Below are 14,948 nucleotides of genomic sequence, written 5' to 3' on the forward strand. Positions count from 1 at the left end.
TGCCTGATCACGCCAATGATGATTAACCGAAACTGTGCATCTTGCCGATCAAGCTCGGCCAGCCTGCTGCAACATAGCCGGTTGCAGCATTGAATTTGGCCGAGACCAGAGACCGGTCGAGCACCAGTTCAGCATCGGGCACGATAGAAATATCTTTGCCGTATTCGGTCGCAATCAGGGTCAACAGGTCGTGCTTCGAAATGGGCGCTGCCGACACGTGATAAAGGCCGTGCAGGTCGGGCCGGGGAATAATGTGGTCTCTGACGATCTCTGCCAGCTCGACCGTCGGGAGACCCGAAAAGATGGCCCGCGTGAACCCCTTGACTTCACCTTGTTGCGCCAAGAACCAGTCCACCAGTCCATGCGCGCTGCGCAATTCGCGCCCGATGATAGACGTGCGCAAGGTAATTGCATTGCTCGCGTTATGCAATTCGCCCAGGTATTTACTGCGTCCGTATAAATCGCCGGCGTCAGCAAAATCGGTTTCCAGATAGTTACCGCGTGTGCCAGCAAAGACACAATCGGTACTGATGTGGACCAGGCGAGCGCCTGCCACTTCACACAGTCGCGCCAGTCGATGGGGCAACAGCGAATTGATAGGAATCGCCGCAAGTGGATCATCTGCATCGGCCAGTTGCTTGACCAGCCCAACGCAATTGACCACGACGTCAGGTCGCGCCGACGCCAGGAGCCGCGTCAGACTGTCGATATTTTCCACATCGATGCCGGCAATCAGGTTGGCGCGCAGTTGCTCCGGAAACCCACCCTGGCTGCCAGAGGCTCGCACTGCGCCGATGACCTCCAAGCCGGGCGCCGCGGACAATAATCGAAACATTGCATTGCCCAGCATGCCCGAGGCGCCGAGTACCACAATCTTGGTCAAAATAAAAACCTCTTGTTATTGAATATTACAGATACAGCTAACCCGGGAGCCCGCATCCTAAAGGGCCAGAATGGCCGTCCAGGTGTCTCTGGCCGTGATATCCCAATTATATTTAAGCCCCTGCACGGTCGCCCGTTCGGCGTATTGATCAGCCAATTGGGGATTCGACAAAAGCAGCGCCATTTTTTGACTAATGTCATCGCTATCGACCGGATTGAAATAGGCCACCGCATCGCCACCGAACTCTGGCATAGGCATCACCGACGAACAAATGATCGGTCGTCCTGCCGATAAGGCCTCCAGCAAAATGTTAGGGCAGTTCTCGCAAGACGACGCAAACACGATCAATTGTGCCTGTCGATAAACATTTGGCAAAGTCGAGTATTTTACGCCACCCAGCATGTGCACTTTGTGTGTAGCAGCTTTATTCTTGATCAGATTCCTGACAACATCGCCGAACGGATTATCGTTCTCACCGACCAGAACCAGATCATACGCAGCCTGGATTGCAGCAGGCAGCTTCAGATAGGCCTCAACCACCTCCTGGTGGTGTTTATAGGATTCAAACCGTGACACATACAGGATATAGGGCTTGGCCGGCACAATGTGCGCCACGGACACCGCCGCATCGTGTTGCCTGAAGTGCGCCGAGATCCCGTGTGGAATGGTCATTGCCTTCTTGACAGTTATTCTCGATTCAATCACCTGCCGTGCAAACTCCGAGATGAAAATGACCAGATCGGCACCGGCCATGCTTCGCAACATGACGCCTTCAAGCAAATTGACCCGAATCCGCTGTAAGCCGTAGGGCATCTGCTTCTTGACGACTTCATCAAACGGCACCATGTTGCGGAACATCGTCACTACCCGGCATCCAGGTGGTGCCTTGGTCGCAACCACGCCACCCGGACAAAAGAATACGTCGGGATTTATTTCGCGCAGTCTGCGCGGCAGGATGTATTTTTCCCAAAAGGTGCGCATCAACGGATTTTCCGTCGGGAAATTCGTCTTAAGCAGCTTGATGTTCGGGTGGTCGTTGATGTCAAGCGAGTCCGAAGCAAAAATCAGAATCTGCAAATCCGGAACGTCGGGAATTCGACTCAGCAACTGGCGTAGATAAGTCTGACCACCGCCAATACGAGCGGACAGGGCATTGATGACAATCTTCATTCTGCTGCCTCGAATTTCTTGACAAACTGCAACAACACCAGGATCGACCACAAACAACTTTGCGCGTCGCGACGCCCGTCCTGATGGTCTTGCCACACCTGCATTACCTGAGCGTAATCCAGGCCAACCTTGCGCATCAATTCACGCTCTGCCAGCAGATTTTCGGCCCACTCCCTGAGTTCGGAACGCAGCCATGCTGCCATCGGTACGCCGAATCCCATCTTCGGGCGGTCAAGGATTTCCCGTGGCACATACCGGTAGGCCAGTTCACGCAGAAGATACTTGTTGATGCCACTACGCACTTTCCATTTCAAGGGAAGGCTGGCAGCCCATTCCAGAATCGGATGATCCAGCAGCGGTTCGCGGGCTTCCAGCGAAAAAGCCATGCTGCCCACATCCACCTTTTGCAGGTAGTCGTCAGGCAGCGTATAGGACAGATCCAGACGCATGGCAGCTTCCGCGGGCGACAGGTCGCTTGCAAATGCAGCCGCGCGCGTGGCAAAGAGATCTTCCAGCGACCGCGTCCGGGACACCATTTCCGGGCTCATCACCTGCTTGAAATCCTTGATCACGCTGCGCACGAAAGCGAAAGTCTGTGGATTGCCTTCTGAACTGAGCGCCCCCGCCAGCAATTTGAGCTTGTGATTGGGCAAGCGCTTCAACACGCCAGAAAGCACGGATCTGAGAACACGCGGCAGGCGCTGCAACTGGCTCAGATCCTGGGCCAGCTTGTAATAGTGATAACCGCCAAATGCCTCGTCGCCGCCGTCACCGGACAAGCTCACAGTGACATGCCGTCGTGCCAAGCGTGAGACAGCCATCACGGGAAAGGCCGAATAGTCGAAAAACGGCTCATCGTATTCTTCGAGATAAGTGGGCATCAACGCCAGCAAATCCTGGGCTGATAAATGCTCTCGCACGTGATCGGTTGCCAGGTGATCGGCGACAGCTTGCGCATGCTGGCTTTCATCGAACTCGTGGTCATCGAAGCCGATCGTAAACGTCTTGACCGGTCCAGTCGCGTGCTTCTTCATATAGGCCACGACCAGAGAACTGTCGATGCCCCCTGACAAAAAGGCTCCTACGGGAACATTGCTGACCATGCGTAGCTGCACGGATTCATCGATCAGTTTATCCAGCTCATCGAGCAGTTCGCTTTCGCTCTTGTGTTCCTTGGTGCTGTCAGTACCAATCTTGTCTAGCGACCAGTAGCAAACCTTTTCGAAGTGGTTCGCGCTGATACGCAGATAATGCCCGGGCTCCAGCTTGCGGATCGCCTCATGACAAGCATAAGGTGCGGGAATGTAGCCGGATTCCAGATAAAGGCGCAGCGCCTGCTGGTCAAATTGACGTGACAAGTCTGGCAACAGTTTGAAGATTGCACGCGGCCGCGAGGCAAAGGCGAAGCAATTCTCACTGGCATGAAAATACAAGGGCTTCACACCCATGCGGTCACGCGCCACAAACAAACTTTGGTCGACCCTGTCCCAGATGGCGAACGCAAACATGCCTCTGAACTTTTGCAGACATTCAGGCCCCCAGCGCAAGTAGGCGGCCAGGATCACTTCGGTGTCTGAATGGCTGCGCCAAGCATACGTACTGCCAATTTCCTCGCGTATCTGCTCGAAGTTGTAGATCTCGCCGTTGAAGATGATGACATGGCGCCCTTCGTTGGACGGCATCGGTTGCGCGGCGCGATCGGACAGATCGATGATGGCCAGACGAAGGTGGCCAAGGTGGCACAAGTCATCCTGCCAGATACCGCGTCCATCAGGGCCACGTGCTTCGATGGCATCAAGCGCGGCATTGAGCTGCGCGCCCTGTTCACGCCCCCCCGACCAAAATACAGATCCTGCTATGCCGCACATATACGTCCCAGAAAATTAAAATGAGTACTCTGTTCGCGCCAGCCCCGATGCGGCCAGAACAATGCCGATGAACTCTCAGTGATGGCGCTTGACCGACAGGAAGTACTTCACATGAGAGGCCGGCCAATCGCACTCAAAGTGGCGTCTATTGAGCACCTTGCCATCGATGCTGGTATAGCTTGCGTAACGATCGCCACTGAACACATACTGGTAGTGATCCGCGGCTACCTGAATAGCCCTATCCGAAATGTCGGAAAAGCGCCCATAGGTCCAGGCGAAGTGATCGCAGGGCATACCGGAAATCACCTCGACGGCCGCTTTGCAGTCGACCACCTGATGCTGCAGAAAAGCCGGATCCTCAGAAGTCAGTCGCATGTGATCCATCGTATGCGCTCCGATGACAAACCCCCGTCCTGCCAGCTCCCGGACCATAGCCGCAGTCATCGGCGGCCTGCCGGGAATCTCGGGAACATTGGACTTCAGGAAGTTTTCCACATAAGCCTGATCACCATTGGTGAAGTTCGGATTAATGAAGAAGAGTGCATTGGTCCCGAATTCTTCCAGCACGGGAGCAATATCGGCATAACAGTCGATGAAGCCGTCGTCAAACGTAAATGCAATCATCGGCTCAGACACCTGCTTGCGATTTCGGACCATATCGCAGGCGTCTTCGATACGTACCAATTTTGCACTGCGGCTGAGCGTGCGTAACATGCGGCGAAAACTGGCTTTCCCGTGTCCGGGATCCATACCGATCACATGCCCGTTGAGGATATGCACGGAAGGCGAGATCTGCTTGAATGGCCCGACAGCATTCAAAAAAGTACGCCGCAGAAATTTTCTAGAAAGTATCATAATCAGCGTAGGTAAATTGAAGCTGTTCCAAGGGCATTCCTTCTTCAAACGCAACATAACCATAGGCCAGGCTTTCTCGCGTATGCCCCTTGCTGCCCAGATTGCGGGCCAGTTGCGAGCCTGGCGAGCAGTAAGTCTTGATGCGCAAGATTCCAGCCAGTGCTGCGACAAACCTGAGCTTGCTGATCGCCGGACCGATTTCACCGTTAGCGGCAACGGCATCGCCGATACTGATGTCACCGTCGTACTTCAGGAAGAGGATGGTCTGTCCGACCTGATAGGCTTCACAACAGTCACGTTTATAGTCCCAGAAGGCGCGATCCCTGACCACGCCAGCGCTACCGCTGCCGGTCACCGACGAACACGGCAACGGTAGCTCGCCAGCCTTCACGAAGAACATGTCCAGCAAGGTAGTCAGCCACTTCTTCTGCAGGCGCGCCAATACAGGCAGTCGCTTGGCCAGCAGATTGACCGGCAGGGTCGGGACGACGATATTGACCGCGACCATGTTATAGGGATGCTGCCATGCCAGTTTTTTGACAAACCCGGGATAGGAGTTGCTATTCGGGAATCCGAAGACAAATTTGACACCTTCCTCGGCAGCTAGTGCATAGGTCTTGCGAGCCAACGCGATAAACAAGCCTTTGCCGCGATGATCAGGATGCGTCATGGTGTCGCCGGATTGCGCAGCCAGTACCTCTTTGCCAGCGAGCATCACCCGCATCGGAAACACGCCGTAGTATGCAGCTGCAATCTTCTCACCCTGCTTGTAGGCGAGGTAACCGAGGTTCTCCGCCCCGAATGCGCGGGTATCGTATTTTTTCCTGAGTTGGTGACCGTCAGGCGTACTGCCATTAACGACCTCCATCAGCCCAAGCAGATCGGCGAAATTGCTCGAATCCAGACGAATCAGGTTGTAATCGCTCATGTGTCTCCTATTGTTCTAGGTTTATTGGTAAAGGAAAACCTCGCCTGCAACGAGCCTTGGATGAGACTCGCAATCAGGATGCTCCACCCTAGTCCGCTGGCACCGAAATGCAGCACCCTGATGAACACGAAGGCGCTGACGATATAGGCCACCCCATAGGTTGATGCAGCCATGAGGTTACTCCAGGTCTTCCCGGCCGCCCATGAAATCTGGTTCATGACCGCAATAAGCGCCGCTAGAAATCCGCACACGGCCAACAAGACAAGTACGCCGCTTTCCCGCGCAAAATCTGGCCCGTACAGCGCCAGAATATAAGGTTCAAACAGCACCACCAGGGCCAGTAGCACACCTACCGTGCCGGACATCAACAACACAATACGCAAGGCGCGCTGTCGGAACTCGGCTTCGCCCACAACCTTGGCGCGGGCTAGCCAGGGGATGGTGAAGTTCATCAGCGCGCCAGGGATGAACGTGAGAATGGAATACCACTGGAAGAGTGCACTGAAAATTGCAATTTCGCGGACCCCGGCAGCGGAAGAACCCAAAAAGCTCAGACATAGCCAATGCACGGGACCGCCCAGAGCCATGGCCGCCATGGTCGGGAACGTAAATGCACGGAAAACGCCGGAACGAAAATAGTTGCGAAGCTCGGGCAAGCCCAAATTGAGCCCGGGAAAATACCGCTTCAGCAGGATGGCGTAAGCCACACTGAGCAACACCATACCGACGGCAAAACCCAGGCACATGCCGAATGACCCGGCGCGCATAGCTCCCGCAAGGCCAAGGCTAACCGAAACGACGGCGCCGATAGACGCAACAATGGCCGCGGGCAGGTTCTTGTCGAAGGAATTAAGCAATGCGTTGGCGACAGTATTGGGCAGAAGGCACAAAGTCATCACGCTGGAAATCCGGACGTACGAAGTCAAATCGGCGTTGCCGCTGATGACCTGGCTAAGCAGCGGCGCGAAGACAGCGGTCAGCAAACTCAGTACCAATGCCAGTACCACGCAAAACGACATCAGCATGCTCGCCATCTCATATTGCGCATTGACGGACCGTTGTCCTGCCAGAGGTACTTCACGATTTACGGTCGCGGCCAAGCCGTCTCCGATGAACCCAGTCAAGTTGACGCAGGTAGCGTAAATAATCGCAAATTTGCCTAGCTCGGAGGCGCCAATAATGCGCGCAGCCAGGATTGTCATGACCAAAACAGACAACCGTTGCATCACGGCAGAGCTAAAAACGATCAATGCCTGTAAACGCATAAAGGTTTTCTTTTGTTCTCAAGTACAGGACGACAGATTCAAACGGATACCATGGCGCGCGAGCAGACACGCCTGGCAAACTCACTCTGGGCTTACCGTTGTCGCCGGGTCAACAGCAGTGCAAGCGAATGGATGATGAGATACAAGACCAGTCCCGACACAAAGGACTTGTAAAAAGCGAACGTCTGGTACCAAGATCCCCGTAGCCATACACACAAGATGGACGACAGTGCAAAAACGTAAAAAATGTTTTGACGCTGTATTGCACGAGAATAAACGCCCGAGATGATGAAGCTGATCGCGAACGGCGCAATAAACACCCCAATCAACCCGAAATTCAGATACGCCTCGGCAAGTTCAAAAAAACCACCGCCACTGGACAAGCCATAGTCTACGAACATCGTCGCAAAGTCTTTCGGGCGGTCGGGATACAGAAACTCTGGCGGGGTGCGCAGGATATAGTCCAGATAGCCTTGGCCATACAGCAGCGAAACCGAGTGCCGTTCGAATAAGGCCACTACATTGGCGAATGTGGTGGCAATCGGCCCCAACGTGCCCGAATAGACAACACCGGGCAGGATAGCGGCGTTACCCAGCCCCATGTCCAGCAATTCGGTTACATTGAGCCGTCCCGCTAGAAACAGGCTTAAGCCGCTTCTTACCAAGCCCCAAACTTCAAGCAGCAAAAACAATGGCACGACATAAAAGAAATATTTCAACTTGATCGACACGTTTCGCAACTCGAACATCAGAAACAGAACCAAGCATGAAAATGCCGCGCCGACGACATCCTGGCGTAATCCGCGCAAGATCTGGCACCACAACAACAGATAGCAGGCCACCAGGCCGATTACGATCCAGTACGATTTCTTTCGGGCAATCAAGGCACAATAGAACATGATCGACAGGGAAATGCCTCCCATCGCGCTTGCGCTACCGATCAGTGGAGACCCTTCGGTGCCCGTACCATAAGCCGAATCCAGGATAGTGCCGGTAGACGAATTGATGATCAGAAATCCGGTCAGTGTGGCAAAGACCGCAGACAGGCAAAATACGCAAAAATAATATTCATCCAGTGCGGGAAGAATTCTCCCCGCATGACCTGAAGACTTGTCACTGACCGTACCGGCCTTCCAACCAAGATACGCCCCCACCACCGCAACAAGGCTAAGGGCATACATGGTGGTCGTCACGCTGAGCGTCTGCGTAGTAAATTCAAAAACCGAAAAATAAAGGTTATCACCGAGCAGCTTGACGCCAAGCGGATAGGCGCCGACCAAGAACAGCAGAAATAAGCGGGCAGCAAAAATCAGGTTGTAGAACACCGACAAGATGAGTACAGCCACCAGGACAACCGACCCAAGGTAGACCAGAAACACCGTGGATTTGTCGAGGTCGGCCAGATATAACGTCAGGCCGGCCGCCAGGATCATCGACAATACGACGAGCTCGGCCGCCATATCCCGATATTTTTTTTCCATTGCCAGTCCGTTCGCTTGTGTTGCTGCTGCTAGCACACAACCCCCATTGCAGAGCGCGGTAGCATTACTTCAACGATGCGAAAAATTGCCGATACCAAGGTGCGACCACTTCCAGTCCCTGCAGCACAGTGTGGGTAGGTGCATAACCGAGGAGTTGCCGAGCTTTGCTGATGTCAGCCTGCGAATGTTTGACATCTCCCTGACGAAAATCGCGATACGTGGGGTTTTCGCGTACAGAGTCGACGCCCGCCCGCTGGACCAGCGTACGAATGTGACCATAGAGCTGATTCAGGGTCGTGCGATCACCTACCGCGACGTTATATACCTGATTGGCGGCACCCTCATCGGTCGTCGTGGCTGCCAGAATATTGGCCTGGACGGCATTGTCCACGTAGCAGAAATCGCGGCTTGTCTCGCCATCACCGTTGACGAAGATTTCTTCACCACTCAACATCCCGCCAAACCACTTCGGAATCACTGCGGCATAGCCACCTTGCGGGTCCTGGCGCGAACCGAATACATTGAAATAGCGCAACCCGATAGCCGACACGCCATAGCAGCGGCCAAATACATCGGCGTAGATCTCATTGAGATATTTTGTAACGGCATATGGCGAGAGGGTCTTGCCGATGCGATCTTCGACCTTTGGCAACCCAGGATGATCACCGTAAGTCGAACTTGATGCTGCATAAACAAACCGCTGCACCTTTGCATCCCTGCTGGCCACCAGCATGTTCAAGAAGCCGTTTGCGTTGGTATTGTGCGTACGGATTGGGTCTTCCAGTGATCGCGGCACACTGCCCAGCGCAGCCTGATGTAATACGTAGTCGACGCCAGCAACAGCCTTGGCACAGTCGGCCAGATCACAGATGTCGCCACGAATCATGTTGAACCGATCCCACTGCGCCGGGCTGACAAGCGCTTTGATCTCGTCGAGATTGCGCTGATGTCCGGTGGAAAAATTATCCAGGCCGACCACGCGCTGGTCGAGCTTGAGAAGCATCTCCAGCAAATTGGAACCGATAAAGCCGGCCACACCGGTGACCAGCCAGATTTTTGGCTGAGCCCTGAGCGCGGCCTGTACTTCTGCATACTTCGACATCATCTTATCCATTACAAACGCCAAAACTTGATACCAGCGGCAGTAACCGCCGCCGCGTCACATATACCCTTCACGTCGACCACGATCGGCCGCTCGCCTAGCAGCGAGCGCACTTCTTCCGCGCCCCACCCGGCAAATTCCTGATGTGCAACGGTAAAGATCAGTGCGTCAGCCGGCTTCAGTTCTGCCTGAGGAATCAGGGTGACACCATATTCGTGAAATGCTTCTTCCGGGTCGGCATGGGGATCGCAAACCTGCACGGTTATGCCGAACTCCTGCAACGCCTTGATCACGTCGATCACCTTTGAATTGCGCAAGTCCGGGCAATTTTCCTTGAAGGTAAGTCCAAGCACCGTCACCGTGCTGCTGGCAACGAGATGACTGTTCAGGATCAATTGCTTGATCGTCTGCTGTGCGACATAGTTGGCCATTCCGTCATTGATGCGCCGACCGGACAGAATCACCTGCGGGATATAACCGAGAATCTCGGCCTTGTGTGTAAGGTAATACGGATCTACACCGATGCAATGCCCACCAACCAGGCCCGGCCTAAAATTGAGGAAATTCCATTTGGTACCCGCAGCCTTAAGCACGTCGAGGGTATCGATGCCCATGCGGTCGAAGATGAGGGCCAGCTCATTCATTAACGCGATATTGAGATCGCGTTGTGTGTTCTCGATCACTTTTGCCGCTTCTGCCACCTTGATTGAAGCGGCCTTGTGCACGCCGGCCGTCACGACCGAGCTATAAACCGCAGCTACGACGTCGAGCGTTGCCTGATCCTGGCCGGATACCACCTTGGTGATCTTGGTGAAGGTATGTTCCTTGTCACCAGGATTGATACGCTCAGGACTGTAGCCAACCGTAAAGTCGCTGCCACATTTGAGGCCCGAGATTGTTTCAAGAATAGGCACGCACACTTCTTCGGTCGCCCCCGGATAGACCGTGGATTCATACACCACGATATCCCCCTTCTTGAGCGCCCGGCCAACGGTCTCGGAAGCTCGCTCCAGAGGCGTTAGATCCGGCTGGTGCGCCTCATCCACAGGCGTCGGTACGGCGACAATATGAAAATCTGCCGAAGCGAGCACGGCAGTGTCCGCCGTAAAAGTGATATCGGCCGCTGCCAGATCATCGGAAGTGACTTCGTTGGTGCGGTCATGTCCACTCACCAGTTCGGCCAGCCGATGTTGGTTGATATCAAAACCGATGGTGCGAGCAGTGCGCCCAAATGCCACCGCGACCGGCAAACCGACGTAGCCAAGTCCGATAACGGAAATTGATCTGTTATGCATATATAAAATATTTTTGGTTAAACCTTGCACCCAACCGCTCGGTAGCTCGACGGCGCCATGCCGGTTGAGCTATCAGGTACGAGTCCTGAACATTGCGAGCAAAACGCCTAGGATCAAGCCAAAAATGATACCGATTCCGGCAAAAGTGATTGCCTTCGGAAAAGGAGCATCGTCGATATGAACCGCGGTCACCGTGGTGGCATAGAGATTTGTGATGGAAAGATCACGCTCGAGATCGCTTTGGGTCGCACGCAGACTTTCGCGCAGCCTCATGTTATTCACAAGCAAACTCGTCAACGTCACATTCGCCAGAGAATGGCTTTCAGCACCAGTCTTACGCGCGCCGCTCAGTTCGGACTGCATTTGTGAATTGGCGTCGTTGGCGATTGCAGCCTCGTGCGCGATGCTGTCGAGTTGCGCTTTCAACCGCGCCTTGACCGCGTCGAACGGGATTTTATGGTCACTCAATACGCTCTGCGTAATCGCAGCGCCCAGTGTTTTGGCATAGTCCTGGGATTTCGCCGAGAAACTGATTTGCACAAAATCAGAATTTCTTAGAGAGCTAGCCAGAAAAGATTTTCTAAACAGCGTCGCTTGCGCACCAGTCAGTTCGCCTTCCTCAATCTTCGCCAGGCCCAGCACACGATCTTGAAACTCTCGCCCGCCAACTCGCGCTACAAATTGATCCACGCTCTCAATGAGCATGTTTTCATCTTTGCCTTTCTGCGGAATTTTGCCTATTTTGACGGTAATAAACGCGGTCCACTTTTCGGGAGTTACCACATAGGCTGCCATCGCCACTGCAAAGCCAAGCACAATGCATACGAAAACCGATATCCATTGGCGTTTTATCACCACTGCAAGATCACCCAACCCAGACGTTCCGATCTGCTGCCCCGCCTTGTCCCCACCAGTTCCCGAAAAATTCAATTCTGCCATTGTTAACCTTCTTTTGCCTATGCCCGTCTTTTTATACTAAGCATCTCGGTAATAATTGAAGATTTTCAAGCATTACCCTAAAAACCTACGGAAATATTCATATTAAAACGTTGTAAAGGGCTATTTTACCAATAGAAACCCCTTTCTCATCTTGCCTGACAAGAACCTCGACCAAATTTTTGCATGCTCGCCGATTTCCGCCTTAACCTAGCGCTTTCATTAAGCAAAAGTAAATTGTTGCTTTGATAATTTTCTTCAACCAGCAAGTGTTTCAATTCTTGCCACGCGGCACTCCCACATGACCTCAATTGCCATCGGCGACCTGCAAGGCTGCGGGGCGCAACTTCAACAACTGCTGAAGCTGATCGACACGTCCGTGGTCGAAAAAAAGCTCATCTTCGCCGGCGACCTCATCAACCGCGGCCCTCAATCCCTGCAAACACTGCGCGCGGTCATGGCCATGGGCGACCGAGCCCAGGCGGTGCTGGGCAATCACGACCTGCACCTGCTGGCCGTATCACAGGGCATTCGGCCACTGCACAAGGACGACACCCTGCACGAGATCCTGGATGCGCCTGACCGCGACGAACTGATCGACTGGCTGCGTCGCCTGCCGCTGGCGATCTTCCACGAAGGTCATCTGGTGGTGCACGCCGGCGTGCTCCCTCAATGGGACGCGGCCCAGGCGATGGCGCTGGCCGGCGAGGTGCAGGACATGCTGCGCAGCGATGGCTGGGTCGATTTCCTGACCCACATGTATGGCAACCAACCGGATCGCTGGAGTGATGAGCTACAAGGCCATGACCGCTTGCGCTGCATCATCAATGCCTTCACGCGGCTGCGTTTCTGCGACGCCGATGGCGTCATGGACTTCAAGGTAAAGGAAGGCGCAGCCGGCGCGCCGGAAGGCTTGATGCCGTGGTTCGACGTTCCCGGGCGCCGCACTGCCGACACCACCGTAGTCTTCGGCCACTGGTCGACCCTGGGACTGATGCTGCGCCCTAACCTGATGGCGCTCGACACCGGTTGCGTCTGGGGTGGCAAGCTTACTGCGGTGCGGCTGTCAGATCGGGCGTTGTTCCAGGTGGATTGCCCGCAGGCGCAGAAACCGGGCTGATTTCTTCAAGCGCATAACCCAGGCCGCCGGCAATCGCCGCCCGCGACAACAACGCCAGTTCGCGCCGATGCATGCCATCGGTGGAAATCAGCGGCAACTGGGTCAGTTCGGCAGTCATGCCGCGCGACCTCAGGATCGCCAGGATGCTCTCGACAATCGTCATCTCGCCGATGAAATTGGCCGCCGGATGCAGTCGGCCGTCGCGGTCCACGTAGCGCAGCGCATACGGCTGCACCGGCGCCTTGGCATCGATGGCCGCTTCGAACAAGTTGGCGTGAAACGGCAGCAACGTGCCTTGCGGCGCGGTGGTGCCTTCCGGAAAAAATGCCACATGCTCGCCGCGCTCGATGCTCTCGACTAAGCCCTTGAAGATGCGTCGCACATCGCTCGCTTTGCCGCGCGAGATGAAGATGGTACCGGTCTTGGCGCACAGCCAACCCACCAGCGGCCAGCTGCGGATGTCGGACTTGGCCACGAAGCGGCACGGCTTGAGCGAATTGACCACGAAGATGTCGAGCCAGCTGATGTGGTTCGACACCAGCAACGACCGCGGGATCGGCGCCGGGCTGTCGATCTTCAGGGCGATGCCGCAGATGCGCAGCAGCTTGCGCGACCAGCGCCGTACATGCGCCTCGCGCCCAGCGGCGCCAGTGAAGGGAAACAGCACGGCGCAGATCGCCATGCCCTGAAACAGATGCAACGTCAGTCGCAGCGCGCGAAATGCAAGCATATCAACCGGTTCAACGCTCGAAAGCGATGTGACCCGAAACGATGGTGGCCTTGACCACGCCCGGCAATTCATAACCCAGGAACGGGGTGTGCTTGCCCTGGCTGGCCAGCGCCGAGCCCTCGACCACCCAAACCGCATTGGCGTCGAACAGGCACAGGTCGGCCACGCTGCCCACGGCCAGATTACCGGCCTTGAGCCCGGCGACCTTGGCGGCCCGATGCGTGATCTTGGCAATTGCCTTGGACAGCACATCCTTGCCCTGGCTGTCGGATTCGAGCGCCCACTTCAGCGACAGCGACAGCAGCAGTTCGAGACCGGTGGCGCCCGGTGAGGCTTCGCCGAAGGGCAGCAGCTTCTCGTCGTCGTCCACTGGCGTATGGTCGGAGCAGACCGCATCGACGGTGCCGTCGAGCAGCGCACTGCGAATCGCTTCACGATCGCGCTGCGAGCGCAGCGGCGGCGTCATGCGGGCGTTCGAATCGAAGAAACCGATATCCAGATCGCACAGGTGGATGTGATGGGCGCCGACGTCGCAGGTCACCGGCAAGCCTTCGCTCTTGGCCTGGCGCACCAGCTCCAGACCGGCCGCCGACGACATCCGGCACAGGTGAACCCGGGCGCCGGTGGCGCGCATCAATTCGAACAAGGTATAGAGGGCGATGGTCTCGGACATCACCGGCACGCCCGACAACCCCAGGCGCGAAGCGGCCGGCCCGGCATGGGCAATGCCATGACGCCCCAGGTGCGGGTCTTGCGGACGCAGCCAGACGGTGTAGTTGAAGGTCTTGGCATACTGCAGCGCCGACATCAGCACCGTGGTGTCGAGGATCGGTTCGTCAGCCTGCGAAAACCCGATACAGCCGGCCTCGGTCAGCTCGGCCATTTCGGTCAGCGCCAGGCCCTTCAGGCCGGCCGTCAAGGCGCCCAGCGGATAGACGTGAGCCTGGTTGAGCGAGCGGGCACGGTGCTTGAGCATTTCGACCAGTCCCGGCTCGTCCAGCACCGGATCGGTGTCGGGCGGGCACACCAGGCTGGTGACGCCACCCTGGATGGCGGCCTGCATCTCGGATTCGAGCGTGGCCTTGTATTCGTAACCGGGCTCGCGCAGCCGCGCCGACAGGTCGACCAGGCCGGGAGCGACCACCAGGCCGGTGGCGTCGATGGTCTTGTTGGCCGTGAAGTCGGCTGGCGCCTGGCCGATGCCGACGATCTTGCCGGCCGCCACGTACACGTCCTGTTGCGCATCGATGCCGTTGGCGGGGTCGATCAGGCGTCCGTTCTTGATATGCAGTTTCATCAGTTCGCTTTTTTCTTT

Annotated in this window: 13 protein-coding genes; 1 reads left to right on the forward strand and 12 read right to left on the reverse strand. The window is 55.7% G+C overall.

Going from position 1 to position 14,948, the window contains the following annotated elements; genetic code table 11:
- Positions 1 to 22: 22 nt before the first annotated feature.
- The 10 genes from LBW87_RS09305 to LBW87_RS09350 all read right to left on the reverse strand — a co-directional run bounded on the left by LBW87_RS09305 (position 23) and on the right by LBW87_RS09350 (position 11,786).
- Positions 23 to 883 (reverse strand): dTDP-4-dehydrorhamnose reductase family protein, encoded by an 861-nt coding sequence (locus LBW87_RS09305; protein ID WP_225201165.1) that lies wholly within the window; start codon positions 881 to 883, stop codon positions 23 to 25.
- Between the two features lie 57 nt (positions 884 to 940).
- Positions 941 to 2,053 (reverse strand): glycosyltransferase family 4 protein, encoded by a 1,113-nt coding sequence (locus LBW87_RS09310; protein WP_225201166.1) that lies wholly within the window; start codon positions 2,051 to 2,053, stop codon positions 941 to 943.
- Positions 2,050 to 3,921, reverse strand: a complete 1,872-nt coding sequence (gene asnB / locus LBW87_RS09315) for an asparagine synthase (glutamine-hydrolyzing) (RefSeq protein WP_225201167.1) — start codon at positions 3,919 to 3,921, stop codon at positions 2,050 to 2,052. The genes LBW87_RS09310 and asnB overlap by 4 nt, the downstream gene beginning before the upstream one ends.
- Before the next feature lie 75 nt (positions 3,922 to 3,996).
- A complete protein-coding gene (locus LBW87_RS09320) occupies positions 3,997 to 4,833 on the reverse strand; it encodes a polysaccharide deacetylase family protein (RefSeq protein ID WP_225201168.1) in 837 nt (278 codons plus the stop codon).
- Positions 4,763 to 5,704 (reverse strand): GNAT family N-acetyltransferase, encoded by a 942-nt coding sequence (locus LBW87_RS09325; protein WP_225201169.1) that lies wholly within the window; start codon positions 5,702 to 5,704, stop codon positions 4,763 to 4,765. Before LBW87_RS09325 ends, LBW87_RS09320 begins: the two co-directional genes overlap by 71 nt.
- Positions 5,701 to 6,969, reverse strand: a complete 1,269-nt coding sequence (locus LBW87_RS09330; RefSeq protein ID WP_225201170.1) for an oligosaccharide flippase family protein — start codon at positions 6,967 to 6,969, stop codon at positions 5,701 to 5,703. Before LBW87_RS09330 ends, LBW87_RS09325 begins: the two co-directional genes overlap by 4 nt.
- 92 nt (positions 6,970 to 7,061) lie before the next feature.
- The gene (locus LBW87_RS09335; RefSeq protein WP_225201171.1) at positions 7,062 to 8,486 is read right to left on the reverse strand and encodes a hypothetical protein; all 1,425 of its coding nucleotides are present in this window, start codon (positions 8,484 to 8,486) and stop codon (positions 7,062 to 7,064) included.
- A gap of 28 nt (positions 8,487 to 8,514) precedes the next feature.
- A complete protein-coding gene (locus LBW87_RS09340; protein ID WP_320442723.1) occupies positions 8,515 to 9,555 on the reverse strand; it encodes an NAD-dependent epimerase/dehydratase family protein in 1,041 nt (346 codons plus the stop codon).
- 8 nt (positions 9,556 to 9,563) lie between these two features.
- Positions 9,564 to 10,847, reverse strand: a complete 1,284-nt coding sequence (locus LBW87_RS09345) for a nucleotide sugar dehydrogenase (RefSeq protein ID WP_225201416.1) — start codon at positions 10,845 to 10,847, stop codon at positions 9,564 to 9,566.
- Positions 10,848 to 10,919: 72 nt separating this feature from the next.
- The gene (locus LBW87_RS09350; protein ID WP_225201172.1) at positions 10,920 to 11,786 is read right to left on the reverse strand and encodes a hypothetical protein; all 867 of its coding nucleotides are present in this window, start codon (positions 11,784 to 11,786) and stop codon (positions 10,920 to 10,922) included.
- A gap of 298 nt (positions 11,787 to 12,084) precedes the next feature.
- Between LBW87_RS09350 and LBW87_RS09355 the strand changes: the two genes are divergently transcribed.
- Complete coding sequence (locus tag LBW87_RS09355) at positions 12,085 to 12,903, forward strand: symmetrical bis(5'-nucleosyl)-tetraphosphatase (RefSeq protein WP_225201173.1); 819 nt, start codon at positions 12,085 to 12,087, stop codon at positions 12,901 to 12,903.
- Here the strand turns inward: LBW87_RS09355 and LBW87_RS09360 are convergent.
- Both LBW87_RS09360 and LBW87_RS09365 read right to left on the reverse strand, forming a co-directional pair.
- On the reverse strand, positions 12,833 to 13,633 hold the full coding sequence (locus tag LBW87_RS09360; protein ID WP_225201174.1) for a lysophospholipid acyltransferase family protein: 801 nt from the start codon (positions 13,631 to 13,633) through the stop codon (positions 12,833 to 12,835). The genes LBW87_RS09355 and LBW87_RS09360 overlap by 71 nt on opposite strands.
- 10 nt (positions 13,634 to 13,643) lie before the next feature.
- On the reverse strand, positions 13,644 to 14,930 hold the full coding sequence (locus LBW87_RS09365; protein ID WP_225201175.1) for a dihydroorotase: 1,287 nt from the start codon (positions 14,928 to 14,930) through the stop codon (positions 13,644 to 13,646).
- Positions 14,931 to 14,948 lie beyond the last annotated feature (18 nt).

It is taken from the genome of Herbaspirillum sp. alder98, assembly GCF_020179755.1.
Classification (GTDB): Bacteria; Pseudomonadota; Gammaproteobacteria; order Burkholderiales; family Burkholderiaceae_D; genus Herbaspirillum.